Here is a 2609-nt window from a genome sequence, read left to right on the forward strand (position 1 = left end):
CGGGGCGGGGGCCGCCGGTGCCGCCCCCGGCGCGGCGGCGGCCCCGGCGGGGAACCCGGCGACCAGCCCGTTCGCCGCGACGCCCAGCCCGCCGCGCAGCAGCATCCGTCGGCTCACGTCGTACCTCATGGGTCTCCTCACCTGGTCCCGATGCGGATGAAGGTCACGGAGTACGGCTCGAAGGTGTGCGTGAAGCTCGACGTGACGCCGTCGAGCGACGTGGTCACCGGCTGGACCGGCTCGGCCGAACGGGTGTTCTGCTCCCCGGGGTCGCCGCTGATCACGGTCATCCGGGCGGTCGGCTCGACGGCCAGGTCGCCGAGGTCGATCCGGGTGACGGCGGCCTTCTCCTGGGCGTTGACCACCTTGACGATCACGTCCCCGGTGGCCTCGTCGGTGGTGACGACGTGGGCGAACGGCCGGGTGACCCGGTCGTCGGTGAACTCGCCCCACACCTCGCCGTCGAGCAGCAGGGTCACCCGGTTGCCCCGGACCTTGACCGTGATGTCGTACGTGGTGCCGGTGGTGACCTGGTTGGCCTTGGAGATCAGCGTCTACTTGGCCCCGTTGGTGGCCTTCTCCACCGCGCCCAGGGTGTTGTTCCAGCCACCGAGGTTCCACCAGTAGTAGGTGCCGGCGTCCTTGACCCCGAAGCCGATGAGGAATCCCTCGGCACCCGCGTTCTTCTTCGCCTTCAGCGACAGGTCGTAGTCACCGGTGGTGATGTTGCCCGCCTTGACCAGGGTGTCCAGCGCGGCGGTGTCGCTCTGGGTGTACCCGCCGCCGGAGACCGACCAGGTGCCCCGGTGGGCCAGCGGGGTCCACTGGCCCGCCCCGGCGGAGAAGTCGTCGCGGAACAGGACGGTGCCGTCCGGGGCGGTCACTCTCACGTCGCTGTAGGTGGCCGAGGTGGCCCAGGTGGAGAGGCCGATCGAGCCGGTGATGTCCTGCGGCCCGAGCGTCGGACCGGTGGCCAGGGTCGGCACGGTCCGGTCGCCGACGTTGGTCATGAACAGCTTCTGCACCTGGTAGCTGGTGGTGCCCCAGGACTCGTCGTTGTCGAACCAGACCAGGTCCGGTCGCCACTGGACGTGGTCGACGTTGGCCAGCAGCGGCGCGTACGAGGCCATCTCGACCACGTCGGCGTTGCGCTCCAGCCCGGTCATGAACGCCGCCTCGGCCAGCGAGTTGAACAACTTGGCGTCGCGGGAGGCGTACTCGCCGAGAAAGACCTTCGGGCCGGCGCGGTCGTAGCTGTCGTAGCGGGTGTTGTTCTGCAGGAACCAGGCCGGGGAGTTGTAGTAGTGCTCGTCGACCAGTTCGACGCCGGCGTCCCGGTTGAGCTGCCAGAGCCGGTCGAAGGTACCGCCCGAGGAGGCCGGCCCCGAGTTGCTGACCACCACGATCTCGGGGTGTGCCGCCTCGATCGCGGCGCGGAACCGCTGGAAGTTGGCGAAGAACTCGTCGGGCAGGTTCTCCTCGTTGCCGACGGCGACGTGGGTGAGGCGGAACGGCTCCGGGTGCCCCATGCTGGCCCGCAGTCCGCCCCAGGTGGAGGTGACCGGTCCGGTGGCGAACTCGATCAGGTCGAGGGTGTCCTGGATGTGCCGTCGCAGCAGCGCCTCGTCGACCGTGGCCCGGTTCTGGCCGCAACCGGTGACCAGGGCCGGCACCACCGGCAGCGGCATCGCGCCGATGTCCTCGGCGAACTGGAAGTACTCGTAGTAGCCCAGGCCGTAGGACTGGTTGTAGCCCCAGAAGTTGGCGTTGGTGGCGCGGGTCTCGACCGGGCCGACGGTGTCCTTCCACTGGTAGGAGCGGGCCCGTGGCCAGTCCGAGGCGGCATCGTAGCCGTACATGCTGCCGGTGTTGACCAGGCAGCCGCCGGGGAAGCGCACGAAGCCCGGCTTGAGCGCGGCGACCTTCTCGGCGAGGTCCCGGCGCAGGCCGTTGGGTCGGCCGCGGAAGGTGTCCCGGGGAAAGAGCGAGACCATGTCCAGCCGGACCGTGCCGGTGCCGGCGGCCAGCACCGACAGCCGCCCGGCGTCGGAGGTGCGGTGCGCGGTCAGGGTGGCGGTGTACTTCGTCCAGGTGTCGCCGCGCACGGCGACCCGGGTGGCCACGGCCAGGTTGCGGCCGTCGGTGTCGCGCAGCGCGACGGTCAGCCGGTTGCCGGCCACCGCGTCGGTACGGGCCCAGACCGAGAAGTCGTACTGCCTGCCGGCCTCGACGGCGATGCCCCGGTTGAAGCCGGAGTTGGTCACCCCGAACCGGCCGGCGTCGGGGTTGCCCAGGGTGAGCCGCAGGTGGGTGCGGTTGCGGTCGTGCAGCCGGTGGCCGTCGTCGACGGTGGTCGCGGTGCCGGCCCCGCCGTCCTCCGTGGTCGGGGTCCAGGCCGTCATCCCGGTGAAGGACTGGTTGTCCACGGGCAGGAACTCGAAGGAGCGGTTGCGCACCAGTTCGGCGTAGAGGCCACCGTCGGCGGCGTAGTTGATGTCCTCGAAGAAGACGCCGTACATGGTGTCGCGGATCGGGACGCCCTGGGTGGTCGGATCGACGGTGATGGTGTACTCCGGCGCGGGGCCCGCAGGGTCGGCCCGGCTCGGGGC

The 2609-nt window shown here is 70.6% G+C and carries 2 protein-coding genes; both read right to left on the minus strand.

What is annotated here, in order from left to right:
* Positions 1–137 precede the first annotated feature (137 nt).
* The gene (locus AWW66_RS35835; protein ID WP_245648584.1) at positions 138–479 is read right to left on the minus strand and encodes an alpha-L-arabinofuranosidase C-terminal domain-containing protein; all 342 of its coding nucleotides are present in this window, start codon (positions 477–479) and stop codon (positions 138–140) included.
* 75 nt (positions 480–554) lie between these two features.
* Positions 555–2609 (minus strand): alpha-L-arabinofuranosidase C-terminal domain-containing protein (locus tag AWW66_RS31890; protein WP_245648585.1); only part of this gene is annotated, 2055 nt, incomplete at its 5' end.

Origin of the sequence: Micromonospora rosaria (assembly GCF_001567585.1) — a bacterium.
Classification (GTDB): Bacteria; Actinomycetota; Actinomycetes; order Mycobacteriales; family Micromonosporaceae; genus Micromonospora; species Micromonospora rosaria.